We start from the raw sequence: 24891 nt of genomic DNA on the forward strand, positions 1-24891 counted from the left end.
TAGATTTTCCTTTTTATTGTTCCGGTTGCAAACAGTAGTTCGTTTAGCTATACTTAATTATTATTAAATAAGGAGCAATTTGAATGGCACGCAGGCGAGGCAGACGGAGCAATAAAGCCAATATCAGCGACTTCTGGGCAATAGTTATTCTGGTTTTATTTTTAATCTGGTTTATTTCAACTAAAGGCGGCTCTGATCCGAATGGGCACCAAACAATTGACAGAATTACCTGTAGTGACCATCAGAAAAATAATAAGATTACGCAGGCAAAACCGGCAGCTAAAGTTTATGGTGGTTTATCAAGTCAAGATTATCAAAAATTAGCTAATTTAGATTTTAAGAGCGGCAGTTCTGCATATATTACGGTTAATAATGATCACTCAACTTTGATTAAAAATGCTTGGCGGGTTAACCGCGTCATTTATGCGAATTTAGACAGACTAAACCGCACTTCACATTCCAACACGGCTTTTTTACAAAAAAGGAATGTGGCAAATGATAGCCTTAGAGTGCGGCAATTCGTTGAGCCTACAGGTTGGCACTACAATCGGCGTAACGGTACCCAAATTTATAATCGCGGGCATTTGATAGCCTATTCTGTTTCTGCCGGTATTGATCAAGAGGGTAATTTTAATCCTGACAATCTTTCCGGTGATCAAAATAATCCTAAAAATTTGTTCACCCAGTCTGCTTTTTCGAACCAGCGAATCCAAACCATGTTTGAGAGTCGTATTCGTGTAGCCTTGAGACAGAATAAAAAAGTGATTTATCAGGCCACCCCTATTTTTCGGGGTGAAGAACTAATGGCACGGGGAATTAACTTGCAGGCAGTTTCAACTGACGGTGAACTTGATTTTAACGTTTACTTATTTAACGTTCAGCCGGGCTACTCTTTTAACTATAATAATGGGCGGGCTAAGGTTGATCATGAGATGCTGGTTGAAGAAAATTATAATTGATGTGTTCTAGAAAAATGAAAACGAATAGGCAAATGTTCGGATAAAATTGTAATTAATATATACAGGAATTAAAAGGGGCAACGGTAAGATTTACAGCTGCCTTTTTTGTTAATGGTAATATGAGAAAAAGAGAACATTAAATACTATTTTGATAAAATAATTAGCGATTTACACAAGTAATACGAATATTTAGGTCAAAAAGGTGCTGATCACAACTGAACTCCGAATTTTCATTGAGCAAATAAGGTTGTGTTCTAAGAACTTTTATCATAAAATTAAAGAAGTAAAAAGTAAAATACAAATTATAGTGGTGCGAGTTAAATGGATAACAATAAGTTTGTTGAAGTAAAAAATTTGCGGAAAGTTTATGACAATGGGCATGAGGCGATCAAAAATGTCAGCTTTTCCGTTAAAAAAGGAGATCTGGTCTGTTTGCTGGGACCGTCTGGGTGTGGTAAAACAACCATTTTAAATATGCTGGCAGGCCTTTTGAACCCTACAGAGGGAGATATTTTATTTAACGGTAAGTCAGTTATAAAAGTTGCGCCTAAAGATCGCCATATTGGCTACGTTTTTCAAAATTACGCATTGTATCCTCATATGACTGTTTTGCAAAACGTAATGTTTCCGTTAATTGTGGGAGCTAATAAAAAGTCTAAAGCTGAAGCTAAAGAAATTGCTACTAAATATATGGAGTTGACTCAAATTACTGAGCTGGCTGACCAAAAGCCGGGTAATCTATCCGGCGGTCAGCAGCAAAGAGTGGCAATTGCCCGCGCCTTAGTACAAGAACCCCAAATTCTGCTGATGGATGAGCCATTAAGCAATTTGGATGCCAGATTGCGTCTGAAAATTCGTGAAGAAATACGCTCACTGGTAAAAACCGTAGGGATCACGACCCTCTTTGTCACTCACGATCAAGAAGAAGCGTTGTCTATTGGTGATAAGATTATTTTGTTCAATGATGGCATTATTCAACAAGATGATTTGGGTCAAAACTTCTATTTGGAGCCTAATAATTATTTTGTAGCCAATTTTGTAGGCAATCCGGTAATTGATAATTTTAAAGTAACTAAAACAGCAAATGAAATAAAGTCAAGCCAATTTACGATAAATCTTGCCGATATGGAGCAGTCACGTTTTAAGCGTGAACTCCCAGACGGCGAGTATGTCTTATCTGTACGACCAGAAAATATCGTTCCCGACCCTGATGGCCTTTTTGAAACAAAAGTGGACGATATTGAATTAATTGGACGTGAACGAATTTTAAAATTTACATTTGATAATCAGCAAGTGCGTTCACTAATCAACTTAGAAGCTCCAATTAAACATGGTGATGTAGTAAAACTGAAAATGCGGCTAAATAGGGTATTCCTGTTTACCCCTGAAGGAGAGCGAGTTTACTAATGAAGACAAATCAGAAAAAGGCTTGGCTTTTTTTAGCACCAACAATTATTTTCGTCACTCTGTTTAGCATTTATCCTATTTTACGTGCATTTGGCATGAGCTTTCAGGGTGGTTCCTTAATTGACTTACATTGGAATGGTTTTAGCAACTACCAGTATATTTTTAACGATCCCGAGTTTTGGCTGGCTATCAAGAATACCGTTCTATATGCCGTTATTTCAGTGCCGGTTGGACTGGCAATCTCAATTATGCTGGCCTGGATTATTTTTGATAAGGTAAAACACAAGTCATTTTTTGAAACCACATTCTTCATGCCTTATGTTACTTCAACGATTGCTATTGGTATTGTTTTTCGTTATATCTTCAATGGTGATTACGGGATGCTGAACTTTTTGCTCAGGTCACTGCACCTGCCAGCTCCTGACTGGATTGATGATCCAGCAATGTCTTTGACGACTATTATTATCTTTGGTATTTGGTCGTCACTGGCTTTCAACATAGTTATTTTGATGGGGGCACTACGTAATATTGATCCCAACTTTTACACTATTGCCGATATGTATGGTGCCAGCGGCCGCGATAAGTTTTGGCGCATTACCATGCCCGAACTAGTTCCTACAATTGCATTTCTACTTACCATGAATGTGATAGGGGCATTTAAAATTTATACATCTGTTTATGCGCTCTTTAACGGGCAAGCCGGAGTCGGAAATTCAGGGACAACCGCCGTCTTCTATATTTACAATAAGTTCCAAATTGTCGGCACCCCTGGAGTTGCAATGGCGGCGACAGTGATCTTGTTCCTGATAATTCTGTTTGCTACATTTTTGCAGCGAAAAATGATGAAGAAGGTAGGAGAAAATTAAATGAAACGAATTCGCTTAGGAGTTTTATTCAGTTACATTATTTTATTTATCTTTGCCATCATTACCGTTTTTCCCTTTATTTATATGATTTTGGGCGGTTTGATGAGTTTTCAGGAAACTACTTCAATTCCTCCTACATTAATTCCACATCACTTTGAGTGGTCCAACTACGCTACAGTTTTTGCGCGGGCACCATTTGGTCGTTACTTCTTCAATACGGTCTTAACTGCTAGCGTCACTACGATTGTTAGTTTGTTTAATTCTTTATTAGGTGCGTTTGCGATGGTTAACCTGCGCTTTAAGGGCAAAGGCTTAATTCAATTGGTGCTTTTGTCACTATTGATGGTTCCAGGAGAAGCAATCATCTTTACTAACTATAATACGATCGCGCACATGGGTTTATTGAACACTTATGTGGGTTTGGTCTTACCGTTCTTGACTTCTATTTTCTACATGTATTACTTGCAAAGTTACTTTGGTTCAATCTCAGATACGATTTATAAAGCCGCTATGATTGATGGAGCAAGCGATTGGGATTATATCTGGAAAATTTTAGTCCCGATGTCAAAAGGTGGTTTATTTACTGTCGGTCTTTTAAGTTTCATCTCTGGATGGAATTCTTTCCTTTGGCCTTTGCTTGTAACGAATGAAGATACTATGAGGCTGCTTAATAACGGCTTGTCAGCCTTTGCATCTGATGCCGGTAGTGAAACGCAGCTGCAATTAGCCGCTGCAACCCTTACGGTTTTGCCTATTTTGGTCTTGTACTTAATCTTTAGAAAACAGATTATTAAGGGGGTAGTGCGTAATGACCTCAAAGGCTAAGACCACCATTACCTTTTATAACGGCTTGAATACCATTGGTGGACCGATGATCGAAGTCGCTTACCGTAAATCGCATATTTTATTTGATTTGGGTGAGGTCTACAGACCGGAATTAAATCTGCCTGATGAAAAGTACCAGACTTTAATTAATAACCAGTTGATTGGAGATGTGCCCAACTTTTATGATCCCGAATTAACTGGGCAAACACTTGATCACGAGCGGTGGACACATGCGGCAGCTTACATGTCGCATCTTCACCTTGATCACAGTAAGGCTATGAATTTTTTGGCACCTGAAATACCTTTGTATGCTGGGCCGCTTACCGCTAAGATGCTGCCGGCTTTAAATGAAAAGGGAGATTTTCTGTTACCGGCAGCTAATCATGGGCTTGACTATACCCGTCCCATTATTGCAGCGCAGTACCAAAAGCCGATTGAAGTGGGCGATATTACAATGACGGTTTGGCCTAGTGACCACGATGCCTATGGTGCGACTGGACTTATTGTCAAGACACCTGATTTAGCAATTGCATATACTGGTGACATTCGCTTGCATGGTTATCACCCTGATTGGGTCAAAAAATTTTTAACAGTTGCAAAAGAATGTGATGTTTTGATTACTGAGGCAACTGGGTTTTCCTGGCCGGAAGAAAAGCATGAAGAAAATAGCGAAGAATTTACCGGTCCTAAAAATGAGGCCGAGCTAACTGCTCAATTTATCCAATTGCAAAATGACAATCCCAAGCGGCAAATCACCTTCAATACATACCCTACCAATGTTGAACGGTTGCTGCGCATCATTTCTGACTCGCCACGCCGCGTTGTTTTACATGCTGCCAGGGCCCATTTGCTCAAGGAGAGTTTAAATAAGGACTTTCCGTATTATTACTTGCCAGGGGAGCAAAAATTCGCTGATCTGAAACCAGAATTAGCGGTTCATTATGAAGAACTGCTAAATGATGATCACGAATTCCTCTGGCAAGCCGTTGCAGATTTTGATCAGTTGCAAAAAGGAGGGCTTTATATTCATTCTAATGCGGAGCCCTTAGGTGATTTTGATCCAGCCTATCAACCTTTTATGCAAAAATTGGCTGATCAAGAGATTGAGGTTCAGACGTTGCGTTGTTCTGGTCACGCCGACGAAAAAGAACTGGCACAAATTATTGATTTGGTTCAACCACCAACACTTATTCCAGTGCACACATTGCATCCGGAGCTGGTGGAGAACCCTTATGGTAAAAGGATTTTACCAAAGCGCAACCAAACAATTACGCTTTGATTAATCAAAAAAATGTTGTTTAGTTTATATTTGGGAGGTTTAACCAAATGAAGTTTCGTAAAAAGTTAGCCGTTGCGTTTGCAATTGGCTTAGCTCTTGTTGGTACTGCAGCTTGTTCCAATGGTGGAAATAATTCTTCATCATCTTCAAGTTCAGGTAAGATTGCTAAAGTTAAAAAGACAACTAACATTGTCTTTTGGCATGGTATGACTGGTGTGCAACAATCAACTTTAAAGAAATTGACACAGGAATTTGAAAGTAAAAATCCTAAAATTAAAGTTAAGTTGGAAAACCAGGGTGCATATAATGACTTGCAAGCCAAAATTAATTCGACCCTGCAATCACCTAATAACCTGCCTACTATTACCCAAGCATATCCTGACTGGCTCTTTAATGCAGCTAAGAAAAATATGCTCGTTGACCTAACACCTTATATTAATAATAAAGAAGTTGGTTGGGGCAGCAGCAAGGCGTCTGATATCAAGTCTGCACTTCTGGATGGTGCGAAGATTGAGGGCAAACAATACGGTATTCCTTTTAATAAATCAATTGAAGTTTTGACTTACAATGCAGATTTGCTTAAGAAATACGGCATTAAGAAGGCTCCGGCAACTATGGATGAGCTGAAAAAAGATTCACAAATCATCTATAAAAAGAGTAACCATAAGGTAGTCGGTGCCGGTTTTGACTCTTTGTCAAATTACTATACTTTAGGTATGAAGAATGAAGGCGTCGACTTCTCAAGTAAAATTGATTTTACCGGCGACACTTCTAAGAAAGTTATTAATTTCTACGCAGATGGTATCAAGGCTGGTTACTTCAGAGTAGCTGGTTCAGAGCATTACCTCTCTGGTCCATTTGCTAACCAAAAGGTGGCAATGTACATCGGGACTTCTGCTGGTGAAGGCTTTGTTAAACAAGGAGTCGGCAACAAATTTACTTATGATGTTGCACCTCGCCCAGGCAAATACACTATGTCTCAAGGTACAGACATTTATATGTTTAAACATGCCTCAGCAGATCAAAAGTCAGCTGCATTTACTTACATCAAGTTCCTAACTTCAAAGGCGAGTCAACTTGAATGGGCTAATGCTACTGGTTACATTCCAGTTAGTCAAGCTGCTGCTGATTCAGCTGAATACAAGGACAGCAAGAAGCTGAAATTGCCAGCTAAACTTGAAGACGCAATGGCAAATCTTTACAGCGTACCAATTATTAAAAATGCTGGTGCTGCTTATGGTAACTTAAACCCAGTTATGCAAAATATTTTTGCTGCAGCACAAAAAGGGCAAAATGTTGATAACGCTATTAAAAGTGGTAAAGCAAAATTCGATGCCGCTTGGAAACAATAAAAACTAAATAGCAATTTTTATTACCGAACCTGTCATTAAATGACAGGTTCTTTTTTTAGCTTATTGGTTAAAAAAGAACAAAATAGCGGCGAACGATTAATTGTTCGCTACGTATCGAACTTTAAATCAAAATAAGTTTAAATAGCCAAAAAAAAGCGAATTTTTTCAATTGGATTTATTGTATTCTGGTATTGTTTGCTATACAATAAGTGAGAGTTAAATGCTCAAGTAATCACTACTGGGCAATTGAAAATATTCTGGAGGAAAAAATATATCATGAATTTTAGTAAAAAGCTGGCGGCATTTGCAGTCGCGAGCTTGGCGTTAATTGGAACTGCTGCTTGTTCTAACAATAACAATAGTTCATCATCCTCAAGCTCTAAAATACCAAAAGTTACTCAAAAAACTACTGTTGTCTTTTGGCATGGAATGCAGGGCTCTCAGGAAAAAACGCTAAAAAGTTTGGCTCAAGATTTTGAAAATAAAAATCCTAAGATTAAGATTAAACTTGAGCAGCAAGGTGATTATGATAACCTGCAATCTAAAATTACATCAACTTTGCAATCACCTAAAAATTTACCGACAATCACCCAAGCATATCCTGGCTGGCTTGAAAGTGCAGCTAAAAATAAGATGCTGGTCGACCTTAAACCATACATCAATAACAAAGATGTTGGTTGGGGCAGTATAGAAGCATCAGGCATTAAAACCGATATGTTGAACGGAGCCCAAATTAAAGGCACGCAATACGGTATTCCTTTTAATAAGTCGATTGAGGTTTTAATTTATAACCCGAAAATGCTTAAGCGCTATGGCGTTACAAAAGTACCTACAACTATGAGTGAGGTCAAGGCTGCAGCTCAAACTATTTACGAAAAGAGTAATCACAAGGTAGTAGGTGCCGGCTTCGATGACTTGGACAACTACTATGTTTTGGGTATGAAAAACCAAGGTGAAGACTTCTCCAGCAAAATCAATTTTACGGGAACCAAGTCAAGAAAGTTACTCAATTACTTTATAGCTGGTGAAAAAGCGGGCTACTTTAGAATGCCAGGCTCTGATAAATACTTGTATATTCCATTTACAAATGAGAAGCTGGCTATGTTTGTGACTTCTTCATCAACAGAAACATGGATCAAGCAAGCAGCTAAAAAGGGTTTCAATTATGAAGTTGCTGCCCGCCCAAGTAAATACACTATGTCACAGGGTACCGATATTTACATGTTTAGTCATGCGAGTGCGATGCAAAAGGCAGCTGCCTTCAAATTTATGAAATACCTTTCTAGTAAAGAAAGCCAAATTAAGTGGGCTAAAGAAACGGGATATATTCCAGTTAATGAAGAAGCAACTAAGTCAGATACTTATAAGTCAAACAAAGACTTTAAGCTGCCTGCTAAGTTGGAAGATATTCTTAATGCCAATTCACTATACAGTGTTCCTGTGATTAAGGATTCTAGTGCTACATTTAGTCAATTGACACCGATAATGCAATCTATTTTATCGGCTGCACAAAAGAACCGGAATGTTGAAAAAGCAATCACAACTGGTAAAAATAAATTTAATGCGGCATGGCAACAATAACAAAGCGCTATAAGATTAAAAAAAACAGGTTGATGCCTGTTTTTTTATTTGTCGTTTTTCACTTGAATGGTAAGATAATATTGGCATAAAAAAGCTGGCACAACACCGGCTAAATATAACGGCCAGGGGTGAAAAAGTGATTAGAGAGCAAAAGTTTCCGGTGGAAACCAATTATAAATGGTATGACATCAGTAATTTGAGTGAAGAAGACAGCAACCGACTGCAAATAGATTTCCATTTCACTCCAGATATGATTTCTTATATTTCTGATAGACATGAAAGGCCGCACTATGATTACGATACGCACACTCATATTCACTTACTAGTTTATGATGTGCCGATTTGGCCCACTAAGACAATTAAGCACTTTACGGCACATCCAGTTACTTTTTTAGTATCTGGTCAAAATATTTTTACGTTTCACACAGAATCAACCAGTTACGTGTTTGATGAATTCAATGATAATACTTCAAGACGGGATTTATCCTTGGCTCAGGACGTGACTGAATTGCTAATGAAATTTTTGTTGTACTTATCACAGTATTTTCAACGTGCGGTTACGCAGCTTGACGCTGAGCGCAACAGTTTAGATCAAAAATTATCTGGCGATATTAATAATAAAGATTTGGTTGAATTGTCAAATATTGAAAAAAGCTTGGTGTATCTTTCCAGCTCAATTCAAACTAATTTAATGATGCTGCACAGCTTAAAAATGTCTGAATTGGATTTTACTAAGCCTGGGCGTGAACGTCTAGATGATGTACTGATTGAATCAAATCAGGCAGCAGAAATGGTAAAAATTTCGCAACAGGTTACGCAAACTTTGTCTGCAACTTCTAACAACATGATGAACAATAATTTGAATGATACTATGAAGTTCCTAACCGTTTGGTCTTTGGTTTTAACAATTCCAACGATCTTGACCGGCTTTTATGGTATGAATGTGAGCTTGCCGGTTGGTCATAGTTCTTCTGACTGGATTGCGATCATAGTGGTGACAGTCTTTCTAATGGGTTGGTTGATTGTTTTAATGAAACGACATCATTTCTTTTAAGCTGAGGCGAATACATGAAAAATAAAGTTTTGCTAGGTTCATTAATTACAGCGCTTCTTGCTTTTATGCTTTATTCCGTTAATCTTAAGCGGGTTGAAAATACCAAATTAAAGATTGCAGGACCAAAGCAGGAACAAGTAGTAAAGAATAAAAAAGGTAAAAAAGATCCCAGTGAGCCAAAAGTTGCCACTGTTGAGTACCCTAATCACATTAAAGTAGCAGCAGGCAGTGAGAAAAAATGGGCACAGAAAATTGAGCAGGTAATGGGAAAAGATCATAGCTATCAGGTATGTGTTCAGGATCTGAATAATAATAAATTTGCCCGCGTTGCTAATACCAGTCAACGTCATAGTGTAAATTCTGTCAGTCGTTTATTTTTATTGATTGCACTCACATACCAAGAGCAGCATGGCAAATCAATTAACAACAAGACGATAAAAATTAAAAAGAGTGATCGCGCTAAAAAGGAAAAATTGCTGCAAAAGGGGATAGCATACAATGCGTCCTACCTAAAGCAACTAATGCTGCAAGGCAATCAAACAGCTGCTAATGCACTCTTGCGGACGCTTAAACCAGCTAAAGTTAATGCTATTATTAAGAAAATCGGTGTTAAAGATACTGTCATTAAAAATAAGTTTGCCGCTAAAGCAGCAGCTTTGACTACTGCTAACGATTTAAACAAGATTATGGTCAGTCTTTATCATGATCAAATATTAAGCAGACAGTATTCTAATCAGGTATTGGGCGCTCTGAATTCAAGCAGAACCAAGCCTAAGATTATTCGTAATACTAAAGGCTTAATCTATGCTATTGGCGATAGTAAGGCCAATGTAGCTCTGGTACAATCTAATGGTAATGCCTACTGTGTCAGCGTTTGGAGTAATAATGACCAAGACTTTGTTAAACTGGGAAAAGCAGTTAACAGCTTCTTTAAATAACGTTTTTAAATAGTGCTTTACCAAATCTTAAAAATTTGGCCCTAATCAGAATTGAGTTTTAGGGCTTTTTTAATAATATAAAATAATTTACAGCTTGTAGATTGTATTCTTCACATTGTAGTGATATATTATTCTGTATGCTGTCAAAAGGAGGGGTGAAATTGGTTAGAAAAAGAAACCTTGATTTGGATAAGGTGATTGCGAAGGCGACGGAGCTGATTGGACGAAAGGGACTTTCCGCGACCACTCTGCCGAACCTAGCTAAAGAGTTAGGCGTTCGTTCACAGTCGCTTTATCATTATGTTTCAGGTCGAAAGCAACTGTTGTCGCTTGTAGGTGCAAGCAGAATTAAAATTTTAGGTAAAAAATTAGTTGATAATCTGATCGGAATTTCAGGTGAAGAAGCTTTACTCAAGTTTGCAGATATTGTCCGTGACTTCATTCTGGACGATCCCGCATTAATTAGTATTCTCTATCATTTGAATGAATACAAAAAAGACGATGCTATTACCCAAGAAATTTTAAAGATAATAGCTTTGGCTGACAAACTAAATTTGAGAAGTGACAGCACGGTTTCGCTCCATTCCTTAATTGGAGCAGTATTGGGATACGTTTTTTTAGATGTATCTGAATCTTTTACAGAAGAAACTAGTGATGAGGCTGATCAGGGTTATCATGAATTAATTATTCAACTAGTTCAGCCTAATAAATTATTGCAAAAAAATAGAAAGGAAAATCGGAGTGCATAAACTAGTAAAAAATCATATTTTCTCGTTAATTGCATGGATTTTAATTTTAATCATTTCTGTTGTGGCTTTGCCAGACGTTACAGGGTTAACCCGTGAGCACTCAAATATTTCCTTACCGTCTGACGTTCAAAGTGAAGTTGCAAAGTCAATTCAAAATGATTGGGGTCCCAAACAAAAAAATACTTATCAGGTTGCGGTAGTTTTTAATAAAGAAAAAGGCAAACTGACATCTGATGATAAGGATGCCATTAATGAAACTATTGCTAAGCTGAAAGATAATCAAGATCATTATGGTATTAAAATGGTCTTAGGTCCTGACGACAATATTGCGACTAAGAAAAAACTGCAATCAAAGGATAATACCACATGGATAATGCAGTTAAATGTTGCTAAAAAGCACGGACCTATTAATGATGTTGAAGCGCAGCTAACTAAAGCAGTTAAAACAGCTGGTATCAGAACGTATGTTACTGGTGCGGATGTTTTGCAAAATGCCTTTTCAAATGCAATTCAAGAAGGAATTAAGAAAACTGAAGTAATTACAGTAGTCTTTATTTTCATTGTGTTAGTAATCGTCTTCAAGTCGCCGATCGTGCCGTTAATTTCATTACTAACTGTTGGTGTTTCCTTTATTACATCATTTGCGATTGTTACTAACTTAGTTAAATACCAGAACTTCCCGTTTTCCAACTTTACACAAGTCTTTATGATTATTGTGTTGTTCGGAATTGGTACAGACTATAACATCCTGTTATATGACAAATTTAAAGAGGATCTGGGTAAAGGGATGAATCGCTACGAAGCGATGAACAGTGCCTTAAAGGTTGCTGGAAAAACTATCCTTTATTCTGGTTCTTCCATCTTAATTGGTTTTTCAGCTCTCAGTTTAGCCAACTTCTCCATTTACCAATCAGCCGTTGGTGTTGCGGTAGGTGTCGCTGTTTTACTAATTGTATTACTGACACTTAACCCATTCTTCATGGCTGTTTTAGGTGAAAAAATGTTCTGGCCGGTAAAGAAATTTACTGGTGAACACGAAGATAAACTGTGGCACGGTATTTCAAAAGGTACTCTTGCTCACCCAATTATCTATTTAATTGTACTGGCTGTGGTCGTTATTCCTTTTGGCTTAATGTACACTGGTCATTTGAACTATGATGATACCGACGAAATAGATAATAATGAAACTGCTAAGGCTGGGATGCTGATTGTTGAAGACCATTTTTCAAAGGGAATGGCCGAACCGTCAACACTCTACATTAAGAGTAATCATAAACTTGATAATGAAGCAGATTTGCGTCTTATTGATCAATTGACTAGACAATTGCAAGCTTCTAAAGATGTGGCTTTCGTCACTTCTGTTACTCAACCTTATGGTGAAAGCATTGATCAGCTTTACGTTAAGAACCAGCTTAATACTGTTAACCAAGGTGTTGATCAAGCACGTGCCGGTTTAGGTAAATTAAGCAAAGCAAGTAAACAATTGTCTGCTGGCGCAAATAAGTTGGCAGATGGTACAAGCCAACTGCAAAACGGCACTAGCCAACTCCAAGATGGCGCAAGTAAGTTGCAAAGCGGTACAAGCAAATTGCAAAATGGTGCGGGCCGTTTGCAAAATGGCACAGGTCAACTGCAGGGCGGCGCCAGTCGTCTGCAAAATGGCACACAACAAATGACAAGTGGTTTAAATCAATTAAACTCTCAACTTGCAAGTGGCAGTGCTGGTATTGCGAATGCGCAGAAGAATACCAAGGCTGCTTTAGAAAAGAGCTATAAAGCTAACTTATCTAAGAGCATTAATAGTATCCCTGGCTTAACCCAGCAGCAAAAGATGGCTGCAATGCAAGCTGCAGGTGCTGCTTTAGAAAAATCCTGGGCAGAAGCTTCCGCATCAATGCCTAACGTATCTGGACAAATGGGTCAGCTTCAATCTGGTGTCGGCAGATTAGCCACTGCTTCGGGCCAATTGAATAATGGTGCCTCGACTTTGAACAGCGGCATTGGTCAACTTAATTCTAGTGCTGGTCAATTAAGCTCTGGTATTGGCCAAGTTAACTCCAGCACTGGTCAATTAAGTTCAGGCATCGGTCAATTAAATTCCAGTGTTGGCCAACTTAATTCAGGTGCCGGTCAGTTAGCAGCTAATACGCCAAAACTGACTAATGGTGTGGATGAAGTTAATAGTGGCTTAGGACAAGGTGCTGCTTACCTTAATGGCTTAGCAAGTTCTTCTGCCGCAGATACTTTCTATATTCCACAAGAATTTATCAAAAACGATACTTTCCAAACTTCGATTAAGAACTATTTGAGCCCTGACAAAAAGTCAGCTATGCTGATGATTGTCTTTAAGTCAAATCCAAGTAGTCTTAAAGCAACCAAAAAGGCGCAAGATCTGAGCTTAATGGCTAAAAAATCTTTTGCAGGTACTCGTCTTAAGAATGCGACAGTAGCAATGGGCGGCGAAAGTTCTAACATTGCTGACATTAAGGATATTGCCAACAGGGACTTTATTAGAACTGCGGCCATAATGCTAATTGGAATTGGCATTGCCTTAATTTTTGTAACTCGTTCACTTTTACAGCCTGTCTACATTTTAGGTACACTCCTGATTGCTTACTTCTGCTCATTATCAATTACAGAGTGGGTAGTTAAGGCTACTTTAGGTAAAAGCATGCTAACTTGGAACACACCGTTCTTTGGCTTTATCATGTTAATTGCTTTAGGTGTTGATTACAGTATCTTCTTGATGACACGCTACCGTGAACTTGAAAACGGCAAGCCAAGTCAAAGAATGCTTAAAGCATGCGGTATTATTGGAACTGTGGTGGTTTCAGCAGCCATTATCTTAGGTGGTACATTTGCCGCATTAATTCCATCAGGAATTCCGACCTTGATTGAAGTTGCTTTGGCAGTGATTATTGGTTTGATAATATTAGTATTTATTATGCCGATTACCTTGTCAGCTGCAGTCAAGTTAACTTATGAAGGTGTTCATTGGCGCAAGAATAAACGTGTTAAAAATTAAGCGAAATTAATTAAAAGGTTGAAATTCTCAGTTAGAGGATTTCAGCTTTTTTTATTCAAAACAATTTTTTAATCCATTTACAAATGTTAATTAGTTATAGTATACTGTTTTTAATTAAATTTTAAGTAGAAGGTAAGGAATACTGGCATGTCAAGACAAGTAAATAATCAATAAGCTCTAGTTGTAGTTTTAAATCAATCACCACTTTTTAATTTTTAACTCAACGTAGAGCGATCTTATTTATCAGGTAGAGTAATTTCAGCAGCTTATAATTGCGGCTTACTTTACTAATTACGCATATACATTGAGGTATTATAGTGGAATTAATTAAAATAGATTATTTACAAATTGACGTGGCAGCTTCTAAACTGCTGACTGTCTCAAATTTGAGCATCAATTCTAGACAAAAAATTGGTTTGGTTGGTAATAATGGTGCCGGTAAAACCACTTTAATGAAGATTCTTGCTCAAGAAAAATTTACAGATTTATTTACCATTAAAGGTGCAGTTATTAACAATTGTAATTTTGCTTATGTTCCGCAATTGCTTGATGCTGGTGATAAGAGTGGCGGGCAAAGAGAGAAATTAGCTCTCAGTAGGGCCATTGCCAAATTAAAAAATATGCCTAACGGCTTGCTGTTTTTGGACGAACCCACATCTAATTTGGATATTACGCAGCAACAATGGTTAATAAAGTTAATAAATAAAAGCAAAATTGCCTGTTTAATTGTCAGTCATGACCAGAACTTTTTGGATAGCGTCTGTAATTCAATCTGGTATATTCAAGATCAAGAAGTGCACAATTTCTCTGGGACTTATGAAGAATTTCGCAGCTTTAGACAAGATGAACAAAAACGAGCAGAAACGATTTATGAGCAAAAGGAAAAGCACCTTGAGCAGTTAAAGAGAAGTTATAATCAGCATTTTAATAAGGCCAGAACTTTTTCTCGTAACAAAAAGGGACTTTCTTCATCTGACTGGCGGTCAAAGTCGCTAGGAAAACAAAAAACAGCAAATAATGTTATCAGAGCCAGTAAAAGTCTTGCTAACCGCATCAATAAGGAAAAAGGAGAGCTAAAAAGGCCACCAGTTCATCATGCGATTACCTTGAAAAATGGCAACAATGGGATAACTGACCTGTCTATTTCTTCGAAAAGCAAGGCATTACGGCTGGAGAAACAACCGCTTAATGCATATGGGCAGAAGTTGTTTAACATTACGCAGGAAGCAAATCTTGCTTATGGTTCAAAAATAGTTTTAACTGGGCAAAACGGTGTTGGCAAAACTGTTTTTCTGGAACAAGTTAAGGATAGGAAACTGCATGGTTTTTATAATCCGCAATTAAAAATAGGTTATTTTAACCAAAACATAGTTACAAGCCAAACGGATAAAACGTTATTTGATTCTCTTTTTGCCACCAGCATATTCGATGATAGTTCGACTATGCAGGTCTTGGGCGATTTGCATTTGCGCCAATATGGAGACCATAAAATAAGTTATCTTAGTGGTGGCCAGCTTGTGTGTTTCAATTTAGCAAAAATAATTACCGGTCAATATAATTTATTGCTGCTTGATGAACCCACAAACTTTTTAGATATTGCCTCTATTAATGCACTGGCGGAATTTGTGAGAGTTTATCCGTTTGCTATGATACTTGTGTCACACGATCAAGCATTTATCAAACAGCTTAAAGTTGAAAGATGGCAAATTAAGAATGGTCTGCTGCTCACTTCGCAGGCGCAAAAAGTGAAGCAGCAGAAAAGGAATAATAATGAGTTAGAACTACTCAAGTTTAAGCTCGATCAATTAATGCTTGATTCGAAAGCTTCAATTTCTGAAATAAAGCAAGTTAAAGCAAAAATTCAAGAATTACAGTAAAAGACTGTATTAAAATAGTGATAAAGAATTTTCCTTATCGCTATTTTTGTTTTATGATTAACCTATTAACAATTATTGATTAAAGGAAGCTTCTTATGACTACTTGTCCAAACTGTGGTCGTCCCATCACTGATGAGGATGTTAAATGCCCAAATTGTCATTTTGACTTACAAAAATATCGTGAGACTTTTTTCACAGATCAACACCAAAAGGCTGTTTTTGAAGATGAAAAGACCGGCAAAAAAATTGCTAGTCGCAAATTATACCGGCAAGAATTTTATCCAGCAAAGCAAAACTCTGTTATTGCACGAATGCTAAAGTGGATTCATGTGAACAGTATGATCGTATTTCTGCTGGGAATTGCATTGTTAATCCTGATGAGTTTTTCTCGCAGTTTTGGTTGGATTTGCTTTTTTGCTTTATTAGTTTGGCTCTATTTTGTGTGCAGCCGTCAGGAAAAGATTGACCGCTACACCGTAGATGAACGCTTAACACAAAAAATAAATCAGCTCGGATCCAATATGTTTAATGACGTAGCTGAATCAAAAGAAAAGGTGAGATCAAAGAGCAGGCTAGCCCAGAAAAGTATTAAAAATAAGGAAAATGCCCCAGTGAAAAAGCACTTTTCTTATGTACAGCTGTTAGTAGTTTTGCTCGCAATAATAAACTTAATAGTTTTATTTACTGGATCAGGTGCGTCTGTTTTAGACGTGACTTACAGTCAAAAAATGTCAATTACGCGGGTAACTTTCAGATTAGCCGGCAGACTCTTTTCTTCAAATGCCACATTACTATCTGGAGTAGTGCTTTGTGTAATCTGGCTAGTCATCGTTTTGATTCCGCTGTTTATTATTTACCATACAATGAAAGATACTAAAAAGAGCAGAATAATCGCTTTTTCATTGTCTTTAATTGAAAGTATTTTTCTAATTTACCTTATTTTTAGAATGTCAAACAGTTCATTGTCTAATCGGGGTATTTTGCATAGCATTACTAGCCAATTGCTTTTATATGCTGTTTCAATAGGAGCATCAACGTATTTTTTGATTTTAGCCAGCGTGATGACGACGGGACTAACCGGCTATAACATCATGCGCCACCGTTAAAATAAATTTAATCAAATAAAAAGCTGATAAACTAGCGTCTATCAGCTTTTTTAATTTGTCTTCTTATAAATATTACTTGGTCGGCATAGAAATTACTAAGTGCTCGTTAACAAAAGCCATCAAGCCAAGATCGCTGAGTTCACGACCATAGCCGGATTTCTTAATGCCACCGAATGGTAATTCACCTGAACTAATCCAAGTACCGTTAATTACTGTCATACCAGTTTCAATTTGAGCGGCAACGTTTTGTGCACGTTCAAGATTGGAGCTGATAACTGAAGAACCTAAGCCGTAGCTGGAATCATTAGCTAAAGCAATAGCAGCATCTTCATCTTCTACTTCGTAAACGATAGCAACTGGGCCAAAGAACTCTTGGTCAAATGCAGGATTGTCACGATCAACATTGGTCAGGATAGTTGGACGGAAGAAGGCACCATCTGAATCAATTTCAGGATATTGATAGAATACTTTGGCGCCTGCACCAATAGCTTGGTCAACTTGTTTAGTTAATTTATCCTTGGCACCTTGTGAATTCATTGGTGGCAAAGTTGTGTTTGGATCAAGCGGATCGCCAGCTTTTAAGCTAGAAAAGACGCTCTTTAATTCTTGGAGAGTTTCTTCATAACGTGATTTAACAACAATAATACGCTTAGAAGATGTACATACTTGTCCGTCATTATAGGTTCTAGCAGAACTAAGTGCTTGTTTTAAGACTTGCGGATCAGCATCATCAAGAATAATGAAAGCATCATTGCCGCCAAGTTCCATTGTCGACTTTTTCAGGTTTTTACCGGCATTTTCAGCAACCGAAGAACCACCACGCTCTGAACCAGTTAAAGCTACTCCTTGAATTCTAGGATCAGCAATAATTTGATCAAGTTGGTCATAACTTGGGTAAAGGTTGATTAAACTTCCTTCCGGAGCTCCTGCTTGTTTAATAATTTTAGCAATTAATGCTGCTGAACCAGGAACATTGTGCGCATGTTTGAGAATAATAGGGTTACCCACAATAAAGTTTGGTGCAAATACTCTGATTACTTGATAAAGTGGGAAATTCCATGGTTCACAAGCCATTACTACACCAGTTGCTTGCTTTAGGTAATATGCATCGCCCAGTTTGGAGTCAATTGGCTCTGGTTTTAACAATTCAGGACCTTTATCGGCAAAATAGTCACAAATAGAAGCGCAAAGATCAACTTCACCTTCTGCTTCACCAATCATTTTACCCATTTCACGGGTCATGATTTCGGCCATTTCTTTTTTATGCTCGCGCAAACCGTCTGCTACTTGATGCAGGGTCTTAGACCGTGTTTCAGGCTTTTCATGACGCCACTTGTGATACAATGCATCGGTTAAATTAAGAGCATCCTCTATTTGATCAGAAGTAGGATTGTCATAATTGGCAAAGTTTTCGTTAGTATATGGATTAATTGATTGATATTTAGCCATAATATTATCTCCTTAAAAATTTGTAGGATAAGCTTATCAAGAATATAAAACGTTTTCATTAATTATTATAGCACATACAGAATATTTTACTAATCAATAGTAAGTAAAAATAAAAATTATTTTATTGCATTTAAAAGATAGTTTAGTGATTGCTCCAGATATTGAGTGGAGTAAGACATTGCATGCTTGTTACCAGCTATTATTTTCAAGTCAACCGCATGATTTTTTTGAGCGAGAACAGCAATAAAGTCAAGCAAATACTTAATAGGCGATAATTCATCTGCAGAATTAATCATCAATAGCTGCTGTAAATTACTATAGTCATAAGATGTAGCATCTATTTTCTTTAAGACTGATGCGTCTTCTGAACCGGCATATGCTAAAGTAAAATATTTATAAAAAGCATCATTAATATCATGTAAATTAGTTAAGCCCAACTCCTTGCGACCATCAACTGAAGCTGTCACTTTCTGGTGGTCTTTCATCCACTTTGAGTAGTTAACTGGTGCTGACCAAGTAACAGTGGGGAAACCATATTTGCCAGCAATATTAAGAGCCATTGTTCCACCACTGCTAGCTCCTATTTGAGTGATGTCTACCTTTTTATTAGCAACGTATTTACTTTTTAACAACCACTTTACAAAATTAATGCTGTCTTCGTGTGCGGCTGGAAACGGGTGTTGCGGTGCAAGGGAGTAGTTGGGAGCAAAGACGGTAAAACCATGAGCGGCTATTTTACTACATAGTTCTTTAAAGCTGCTTTTGTCACCGCGAAACCAACCACCGCCATGCCAAAATAATAGTATTTTATTATTGGAACTATCATTATCTGGCTCATAAATATCTACTTGTAAATCTTTTTGTTTATCATAAGTGACGTCAGTAATAAATTTGGTCATCCGAATTTCCTCCAAAAATTAATTAAGTATTATTAACTATTATACTGTAATTAGGACAGCTGACCGTTTTAAAACAAGCTTCCTTTTATTTCATAAATGTAAATATTTAAGTTATTTTAATTATTAGTATTTAATGAATTAAAAAGTAATCACTTTGCTTATTTTTTGGTAAAATGAGGCTTAACATTGGAGGTAAGTTATGCATCTGTCTGCTAAAGCTAGTCGAAGATTAATTAACATCTTGACCGTTGTCAGCGGGATTATCATTATTCTATTGTGTATTTATTGGTACAAATTAGGAATATTTACTAGTCAAGCTAAAATGAAAGCATATTTGGCTGATAAGAGAATAATTGGGCCAATAATTTTTGTTGTGATTCAGATTATACAGGTGGTTATCCCTATTATTCCAGGTGGAGTCTCACTTTTAGGCGGAGTGATCTTCTTTGGACCAGTAGCTGGTTTTATTTATAACTATGTTGGAATCTGTGTTGGCTCAATCATTAACTTTTTTTTGGCACGCTTTTATGGCAGACCCTTTATCCTTCATATTGTTTCCGAAAAAACGCTTGATAAATATATGAAGTGGACCAAAAATCAAAGCAAATTTAACTGGTTTTTTGCGATCTGTATTGTAGCGCCAATGGCACCAGATGACGTTTTGTGTCTACTAGCAGGCTTAACAGATATGAAGTTCTGGACTTATTTTTGGATTATCATCTTAGGTAAGCCTTGGACTATTGCAGCCTATAGTTTTGCACTCCAGTTTGGCATGGATTGGTTGCTCAAATTGGTGGGCCATTAATGGCTAATCGCATTTATTTGCGCCCTTTTAACTTGTCGGATGCATCAACTTTACTTAAATGGGGGCAGGATGAATATTATCAGCGCTTAGCAGGCTTTGGTCATTATCAAAATCTAGGTGATGCTGAAAAAGCGGCTGGGCAATATGCAGCAAGAAAGTATAGTTATGCTCTCTGTTTGCGCCAATCTCAAAAAATGATTGGTTTAGTTGAGCTATATGAGCGCGGCGTCAGTACCAAAGAATTGCAGGCAACTAAAGAAATTGGCTTTTTGTTAGACAAAGACTTCTCGGGACACGGTTATATGACTGAAGCACTAAAAATAGTGCTGGATTATGCATTCCAAAAACTCAATCAAACTGAAATTTGGGCTGGGGTTTTTGAAAATAATCTACGCTCAAAAAAATTACTAATGCGCCTGGGTTTTAAATTTATCTATGCTGTTGATATGAGTAAAGTCAGTGAATTTTCTCAGTATCAAGAAGACTATTTCTTACTGCAAAAGGCAGAGTGGTTAGAAGGGAAAAAGTAATTAGGAAATACCGAAATCTTTATCTCATCATTTAAAGTATGTCCGTATTTTTTTAAATACTTAATTTGCGCATAAATAATTGCAAATACTAATAAATACTATTTGCCAAAAAAAGCATAATAGCTTAAAATAATATCCAAACACGGAATCCTAAGACTGTTTTAGAGAGTTCGCGCTCTGGTGCAAGCGAATAGAAGTCGTTTCCAGATTCCATTAATGTGGGTAATTAATAGTTACACGGCACGCGGCATCGTTATCGCCGACTTAATGAAGCGCAGCTAACTTATTAGCTGAAAATGGGTGGTACCGCGAAGCCATGTGAAAGCCAATTCGTCCCAATTTTAGGGATGAATTGGCTTTTTTGTGTGGAGGTTAAAAATGCTGGATATAAAATTGATTCGTGAGAATCTTGATTGGGCTAAAGATAAGCTGGGTAGACGCGGCGTTAAGCCAGAAGAACTGGATGAATTAGTCAAAATTGACGCTGATAGACGTGAAGAATTAAATCGCAGTGAGCAACTGAAGGCGGAGAGAAACAAAGTTTCTAAAGAAATTGCTGAAATTAAGAGAAATAAGCAAGATGCTTCCGCCGCTGTGCAAAAAATGCGTGAAGTTGGACAGGAAATTAAGGAACTAGATGAAAAGGTTGCTGAATTAACTGAAAAGCAAAACTATATTTTATTAAGGCTGCCTAATTTCCCTGATGATTCTGATCCAATCGGACCTGACGAAAGTTATAATGAAGAAGTTCGTAAGTGGCACGAACCAACAAAACTCGACTTTAAGCCCAAAGCTCACTGGGAACTTGGTACTGATTTAGATATTTTAGACTGGGACAGAGGCGCTAAGGTTTCAGGTGCGCGTTTTGTGTATTATAAAGGTGCTGGTGCCTTGCTTGAACGGGCAGTGTTTAACTTTTTCTTAGATGAAAATACTAAGGAAGGTTATACCGAAGTTATTCCGCCATATTTAGTCAACGACGAGTCAATGCAGGGTACAGGTCAATTTCCTAAATTCCGCGAAGATGTTTATACAATTGTGGATAATGATGATCCTGATAAGCCACTCGATTTAACTTTGATACCAACTGCTGAAGTGCCACTGGTTAACTATTTCCGTGATGAAATTATTCACGCAGACAAATTACCAATTAACGTTACTGCACTTTCTCCAGCCTTTAGAAGTGAAGCTGGTTCAGCTGGACGTGATACTCGGGGCTTAATTAGAATGCACGAGTTTAGAAAAGTGGAAATGGTTAAGATTTGTAAGCCGGAAGAGTCTTGGAATGAATTGGACAAACTCACAAACAATGCTGAACATTTGTTACAAAAACTAGATTTACCATATCATGTTGTAGCATTATCAACTGGGGATGCTAGTTTTACTAGTGCCAAAACCTATGATTTGGAAGTGTGGATGCCGGCGCAAGATAAGTATCGTGAAATCTCCAGCTGTTCTAACTGTACTGACTTTCAAGCTCGGCGTGCGCAAATTCGTTACCGTGATGAAGATGGTAAACTCCATTTGGCACATACGCTTAATGGCTCAGGCTTAGCTGTCGGCAGAACAGTTGCTGCAATTTTAGAAAATTACCAAAATGAAGATGGCACTGTAACAGTACCCGAAGTTTTAGTTCCTTATATGAATGGAATGAAAAAGATTACTAAAGAAGAAAGTTTAATCTAGTTTAATAGACTCGTTAATTTCGTAAGCTGATCAGCTTACGAAATTTTTTTGGTAAAAAATCAATCTGAATTTAGCTCAAAAGAGCCTAAATTACGAATATTTAACAAATTGGTCTAGTCAAAAAAAGTAAAAATAGCGTGTATCAGGTATTAGTAAAAACTAATTTGAAAGCAAAATAACTTAAATAACGAACAAAAACTTTAATTTGACGAACTAACACAAAAAGAGTAAGGTATTACTTGTGCTTGAGCGAGTTACAACAAATAACAAGTTCAACATAAATCGAGCAAAACCAGTTGACAAAAAGCGACAGGTTTAGTAAGATAATAAACGCTGTCAGGTAAGGCAGCGAAAACAAGTCAGAAAAAAGTGCTTGACAAAAGCAGTTGAATCTGGCAAAATGAAAAAGCTGTTTTAAAGAAGACAGCAGGTAGTACCTTGAAAACTGAACAATGTTTTCGCAAAAATGTGCGGGTTTAAAGAACCCAAAACAAAAGAGCGAAGTCAATTTCGCAAGCAAATAAATCCGAGATGCGAATCTTGGAACGAATGAGCAAACATTCAAACAAACATTTAAAAAAATGAGAGTTTGATCCTGGCTCAGGACGAACGCTGGCGGCGTGCCTAATACATGCAAGTCGAGCGAGCAATTTTGACGGAATACTTCGGTAGGAAGTCAGAAGCGCGAGCGGCGGATGGGTGAGTAACACGTGGGCAACCTGCCCTTTAGCTTGGGATACCACTTGGAAACAGGTGCTAATACCAAATAAGCAGCACGAGCGCATACTCGAGCTGAGAAAGGCGGCTTTCGAGCTGTCACTAAAGGATGGGCCCGCGGTGCATTAGCTAGTTGGTAAGGTAACGGCTTACCAAGGCGATGATGCATAGCCGAGTTGAGAGACTGACCGGCCACATTGGGACTGAGACACGGCCCAAACTCCTACGGGAGGCAGCAGTAGGGAATCTTCCACAATGGACGCAAGTCTGATGGAGCAACGCCGCGTGAGTGAAGAAGGTTTTCGGATCGTAAAGCTCTGTTGTTGGTGAAGAAGGACAAGGGTAGTAACTGATTCTTGTTTGACGGTAATCAACCAGAAAGTCACGGCTAACTACGTGCCAGCAGCCGCGGTAATACGTAGGTGGCAAGCGTTGTCCGGATTTATTGGGCGTAAAGCGAACGCAGGCGGGAGAATAAGTCAGCTGTGAAAGCCCCCAGCTTAACTGGGGAAGTGCAACTGAAACTATTTTTCTTGAGTGCAGAAGAGGAGAGTGGAACTCCATGTGTAGCGGTGGAATGCGTAGATATATGGAAGAACACCAGTGGCGAAGGCGGCTCTCTGGTCTGTAACTGACGCTGAGGTTCGAAAGCATGGGTAGCGAACAGGATTAGATACCCTGGTAGTCCATGCCGTAAACGATGAGTGCTAAGTGTTGGGAGGTTTCCGCCTCTCAGTGCTGCAGCTAACGCATTAAGCACTCCGCCTGGGGAGTACGACCGCAAGGTTAAAACTCAAAGGAATTGACGGGGGCCCGCACAAGCGGTGGAGCATGTGGTTTAATTCGAAGCAACGCGAAGAACCTTACCAGGTCTTGACATCTAGTGCCAGTCCTAGAGATAGGATGTTTCCTTCGGGAACACTAAGACAGGTGGTGCATGGCTGTCGTCAGCTCGTGTCGTGAGATGTTGGGTTAAGTCCCGCAACGAGCGCAACCCTTATTATTAGTTGCCAGCATTAAGTTGGGCACTCTAATGAGACTGCCGGTGACAAACCGGAGGAAGGTGGGGACGACGTCAAGTCATCATGCCCCTTATGACCTGGGCTACACACGTGCTACAATGGTTAGTACAACGAGCAGCGAACCTGCAAAGGCAAGCGAATCTCTGAAAGCTAATCTCAGTTCGGATTGCACTCTGCAACTCGAGTGCATGAAGCTGGAATCGCTAGTAATCGCGGATCAGCACGCCGCGGTGAATACGTTCCCGGGCCTTGTACACACCGCCCGTCACACCATGAGAGTCTGTAATGCCCAAAGCCGGTAGGATAACCTGCAAGGGAGTCAGCCGTCTAAGGCAGGACAGATGATTAGGGTGAAGTCGTAACAAGGTAGCCGTAGGAGAACCTGCGGCTGGATCACCTCCTTTCTAAGGAAAAGCAAAGGCCGAAGCGGAGAGTAGGAATACTAAGAGAAGCCAAGGCAAGAGCAAGGAAAGCACATGAGTAGCGAAGACATTGTTTAGTTTTGAGGGTAATACCTCAAAGAAAAGAGCAGATACGCTAGAAACGGGCCTATAGCTCAGCTGGTTAGAGCGCACGCCTGATAAGCGTGAGGTCGATGGTTCAAGTCCATTTAGGCCCATAGGCAAGTAGAAACAAGCGTGTCTAACAAAGAAGAAACATTGGGGGGCTTAGCTCAGTTGGGAGAGCACCTGCTTTGCAAGCAGGAGGTCATCGGTTCGAACCCGTTAGCCTCCATTGGGTCTGGTAAAAACAGATCCAACGAGT

Annotated in this window: 18 protein-coding genes, 2 tRNA genes and 1 rRNA gene; 19 read left to right on the top strand and 2 right to left on the bottom strand. The window is 38.5% G+C overall.

Annotated elements, in window-relative coordinates:
• The first annotated feature begins 83 nt into the window (after nucleotides 1-83).
• The 13 genes from DLD54_RS01750 (at nucleotide 84) to DLD54_RS01810 (ending at nucleotide 17018) form a co-directional block, all read left to right on the top strand.
• Nucleotides 84-959, top strand: coding sequence for a DNA/RNA non-specific endonuclease (locus DLD54_RS01750; RefSeq protein ID WP_109918035.1), 876 nt, complete (start codon nucleotides 84-86; stop codon nucleotides 957-959).
• A 321-nt stretch (nucleotides 960-1280) separates the two neighbouring features.
• Complete coding sequence (locus DLD54_RS01755) at nucleotides 1281-2366, top strand: ABC transporter ATP-binding protein (RefSeq protein WP_038521302.1); 1086 nt, start codon at nucleotides 1281-1283, stop codon at nucleotides 2364-2366.
• Nucleotides 2366-3232 carry a carbohydrate ABC transporter permease gene (locus tag DLD54_RS01760; RefSeq protein WP_038521305.1) on the top strand — a complete coding sequence of 289 codons (867 nt, stop codon included), beginning with the start codon at nucleotides 2366-2368 and terminating at the stop codon, nucleotides 3230-3232. Before DLD54_RS01755 ends, DLD54_RS01760 begins: the two co-directional genes overlap by 1 nt.
• A complete protein-coding gene (locus DLD54_RS01765) occupies nucleotides 3233-4057 on the top strand; it encodes a carbohydrate ABC transporter permease (RefSeq protein ID WP_046326738.1) in 825 nt (274 codons plus the stop codon).
• Nucleotides 4041-5336: an MBL fold metallo-hydrolase gene (locus DLD54_RS01770; protein ID WP_109918036.1), complete on the top strand. Its 1296-nt coding sequence runs from the start codon at nucleotides 4041-4043 to the stop codon at nucleotides 5334-5336. The genes DLD54_RS01765 and DLD54_RS01770 overlap by 17 nt, the downstream gene beginning before the upstream one ends.
• A gap of 47 nt (nucleotides 5337-5383) precedes the next feature.
• Nucleotides 5384-6688 carry an extracellular solute-binding protein gene (locus tag DLD54_RS01775; protein ID WP_109918037.1) on the top strand — a complete coding sequence of 435 codons (1305 nt, stop codon included), beginning with the start codon at nucleotides 5384-5386 and terminating at the stop codon, nucleotides 6686-6688.
• A 276-nt stretch (nucleotides 6689-6964) separates the two neighbouring features.
• The gene (locus DLD54_RS01780; RefSeq protein ID WP_109918038.1) at nucleotides 6965-8269 is read left to right on the top strand and encodes an extracellular solute-binding protein; all 1305 of its coding nucleotides are present in this window, start codon (nucleotides 6965-6967) and stop codon (nucleotides 8267-8269) included.
• 136 nt (nucleotides 8270-8405) lie between these two features.
• Complete coding sequence (locus tag DLD54_RS01785; protein ID WP_046326741.1) at nucleotides 8406-9323, top strand: magnesium transporter CorA family protein; 918 nt, start codon at nucleotides 8406-8408, stop codon at nucleotides 9321-9323.
• Nucleotides 9324-9337: 14 nt separating this feature from the next.
• Nucleotides 9338-10261: a serine hydrolase gene (locus DLD54_RS01790; protein WP_109918039.1), complete on the top strand. Its 924-nt coding sequence runs from the start codon at nucleotides 9338-9340 to the stop codon at nucleotides 10259-10261.
• Between the two features lie 161 nt (nucleotides 10262-10422).
• Nucleotides 10423-11010 (top strand): TetR/AcrR family transcriptional regulator, encoded by a 588-nt coding sequence (locus DLD54_RS01795; RefSeq protein ID WP_046326743.1) that lies wholly within the window; start codon nucleotides 10423-10425, stop codon nucleotides 11008-11010.
• Nucleotides 11003-14035 (top strand): MMPL family transporter, encoded by a 3033-nt coding sequence (locus DLD54_RS01800; protein ID WP_109918040.1) that lies wholly within the window; start codon nucleotides 11003-11005, stop codon nucleotides 14033-14035. Before DLD54_RS01795 ends, DLD54_RS01800 begins: the two co-directional genes overlap by 8 nt.
• A 317-nt stretch (nucleotides 14036-14352) precedes the next feature.
• The gene (locus tag DLD54_RS01805) at nucleotides 14353-15912 is read left to right on the top strand and encodes an ATP-binding cassette domain-containing protein (RefSeq protein ID WP_109918041.1); all 1560 of its coding nucleotides are present in this window, start codon (nucleotides 14353-14355) and stop codon (nucleotides 15910-15912) included.
• Between the two features lie 95 nt (nucleotides 15913-16007).
• Nucleotides 16008-17018 carry a zinc ribbon domain-containing protein gene (locus DLD54_RS01810; RefSeq protein WP_109918042.1) on the top strand — a complete coding sequence of 337 codons (1011 nt, stop codon included), beginning with the start codon at nucleotides 16008-16010 and terminating at the stop codon, nucleotides 17016-17018.
• A 72-nt stretch (nucleotides 17019-17090) separates the two neighbouring features.
• Here the strand turns inward: DLD54_RS01810 and DLD54_RS01815 are convergent, their stop codons facing one another.
• The gene (locus DLD54_RS01815; protein ID WP_109918043.1) at nucleotides 17091-18467 is read right to left on the bottom strand and encodes an NAD-dependent succinate-semialdehyde dehydrogenase; all 1377 of its coding nucleotides are present in this window, start codon (nucleotides 18465-18467) and stop codon (nucleotides 17091-17093) included.
• 116 nt (nucleotides 18468-18583) lie between these two features.
• Entirely contained in the window at nucleotides 18584-19366 is a 783-nt protein-coding gene (locus tag DLD54_RS01820) for an alpha/beta hydrolase (RefSeq protein ID WP_109918044.1), read from the bottom strand.
• A gap of 199 nt (nucleotides 19367-19565) precedes the next feature.
• Here DLD54_RS01820 and DLD54_RS01825 point away from each other — a divergent pair, with 199 nt between their 5' ends.
• From DLD54_RS01825 to DLD54_RS01850, 6 genes are all read left to right on the top strand, one after another.
• On the top strand, nucleotides 19566-20171 hold the full coding sequence (locus tag DLD54_RS01825; RefSeq protein WP_046326749.1) for a TVP38/TMEM64 family protein: 606 nt from the start codon (nucleotides 19566-19568) through the stop codon (nucleotides 20169-20171).
• Nucleotides 20171-20701 (top strand): GNAT family N-acetyltransferase, encoded by a 531-nt coding sequence (locus DLD54_RS01830; RefSeq protein WP_109918045.1) that lies wholly within the window; start codon nucleotides 20171-20173, stop codon nucleotides 20699-20701. The genes DLD54_RS01825 and DLD54_RS01830 overlap by 1 nt, the downstream gene beginning before the upstream one ends.
• A 378-nt stretch (nucleotides 20702-21079) precedes the next feature.
• Nucleotides 21080-22387 (top strand): serine--tRNA ligase, encoded by a 1308-nt coding sequence (gene serS, locus DLD54_RS01835; protein WP_046326751.1) that lies wholly within the window; start codon nucleotides 21080-21082, stop codon nucleotides 22385-22387.
• A 577-nt stretch (nucleotides 22388-22964) separates the two neighbouring features.
• A 16S ribosomal RNA gene (locus DLD54_RS01840) occupies nucleotides 22965-24530 on the top strand.
• 141 nt (nucleotides 24531-24671) lie between these two features.
• Nucleotides 24672-24745: transfer RNA gene (locus DLD54_RS01845), tRNA-Ile, on the top strand.
• 43 nt (nucleotides 24746-24788) lie between these two features.
• Nucleotides 24789-24861 (top strand) — tRNA-Ala (locus DLD54_RS01850).
• The last annotated feature ends 30 nt before the right edge of the window (nucleotides 24862-24891 follow it).

The sequence above is a fragment of the Lactobacillus helsingborgensis genome (assembly GCF_003173695.1).
Classification (GTDB): Bacteria; Bacillota; Bacilli; order Lactobacillales; family Lactobacillaceae; genus Lactobacillus; species Lactobacillus helsingborgensis.

What these genes read in the sequence shown, in the direction of transcription:
- DLD54_RS01750 (WP_109918035.1), top strand. Translation starts at nt 84, where the DNA reads ATGGCACGCAGGCGAGGCAGACGGAGCAATAAAGCCAATATCAGCGAC.
- DLD54_RS01755 (WP_038521302.1), top strand. Translation starts at nt 1,281, where the DNA reads ATGGATAACAATAAGTTTGTTGAAGTAAAAAATTTGCGGAAAGTTTAT.
- DLD54_RS01760 (WP_038521305.1), top strand. Translation starts at nt 2,366, where the DNA reads ATGAAGACAAATCAGAAAAAGGCTTGGCTTTTTTTAGCACCAACAATT.
- DLD54_RS01765 (WP_046326738.1), top strand. Translation starts at nt 3,233, where the DNA reads ATGAAACGAATTCGCTTAGGAGTTTTATTCAGTTACATTATTTTATTT.
- DLD54_RS01770 (WP_109918036.1), top strand. Translation starts at nt 4,041, where the DNA reads ATGACCTCAAAGGCTAAGACCACCATTACCTTTTATAACGGCTTGAAT.
- DLD54_RS01775 (WP_109918037.1), top strand. Translation starts at nt 5,384, where the DNA reads ATGAAGTTTCGTAAAAAGTTAGCCGTTGCGTTTGCAATTGGCTTAGCT.
- DLD54_RS01780 (WP_109918038.1), top strand. Translation starts at nt 6,965, where the DNA reads ATGAATTTTAGTAAAAAGCTGGCGGCATTTGCAGTCGCGAGCTTGGCG.
- DLD54_RS01790 (WP_109918039.1), top strand. Translation starts at nt 9,338, where the DNA reads ATGAAAAATAAAGTTTTGCTAGGTTCATTAATTACAGCGCTTCTTGCT.
- DLD54_RS01810 (WP_109918042.1), top strand. Translation starts at nt 16,008, where the DNA reads ATGACTACTTGTCCAAACTGTGGTCGTCCCATCACTGATGAGGATGTT.
- DLD54_RS01815 (WP_109918043.1), bottom strand. Translation starts at nt 18,467, where the DNA reads ATGGCTAAATATCAATCAATTAATCCATATACTAACGAAAACTTTGCC.
- DLD54_RS01820 (WP_109918044.1), bottom strand. Translation starts at nt 19,366, where the DNA reads ATGACCAAATTTATTACTGACGTCACTTATGATAAACAAAAAGATTTA.
- DLD54_RS01825 (WP_046326749.1), top strand. Translation starts at nt 19,566, where the DNA reads ATGCATCTGTCTGCTAAAGCTAGTCGAAGATTAATTAACATCTTGACC.
- DLD54_RS01830 (WP_109918045.1), top strand. Translation starts at nt 20,171, where the DNA reads ATGGCTAATCGCATTTATTTGCGCCCTTTTAACTTGTCGGATGCATCA.
- serS (WP_046326751.1), top strand. Translation starts at nt 21,080, where the DNA reads ATGCTGGATATAAAATTGATTCGTGAGAATCTTGATTGGGCTAAAGAT.